The organism is Massilia sp. 05N420 (assembly GCF_056397205.1).
On the sequence record NZ_JBFTMX010000249.1, the window covers coordinates 1 to 385 of the forward strand.

1 protein-coding gene is annotated in these 385 nt (G+C 64.2%); it reads left to right on the plus strand.

The features are described 5' to 3' along the window. The coding region (locus tag AC1DIX_RS28190; RefSeq protein ID WP_477328673.1) for a response regulator at positions 1–385 on the plus strand (385 nt) is incomplete at both ends.

Below are 385 nucleotides of genomic sequence, written 5' to 3' on the forward strand. Positions count from 1 at the left end.
CCATGCCGCTCGACACGACGAAGCTCGGGGCAGCGCCGGTTGCGGCCGTCAGCACTGAACGTCAGGCACAGACGCTTCGGGGCCTGAAGGTCCTCTGCATCGACAACGAACCGAATATTATCGAGGGTATGCGGCTTCTGATTTCCGGCTGGGGCTGCGAGGTGCAATCGCTGGCTTCACTCGCCGAAGTGGCGGACTTCCACGCGCCTACACCCGACCTGGTGATCGCCGACTATCACCTCGACGACGGGACCGGCATTGCCGCGATCCTTAATCTGCGCCATCGCTTCGGCGCCGAGCTTCCGGCACTGCTTCTGACGGCCGACCGGACGCTCGAAATCCGGGCGGAAGCCGAACGCCACGGGATTTCCGTGCAGCACAAGCC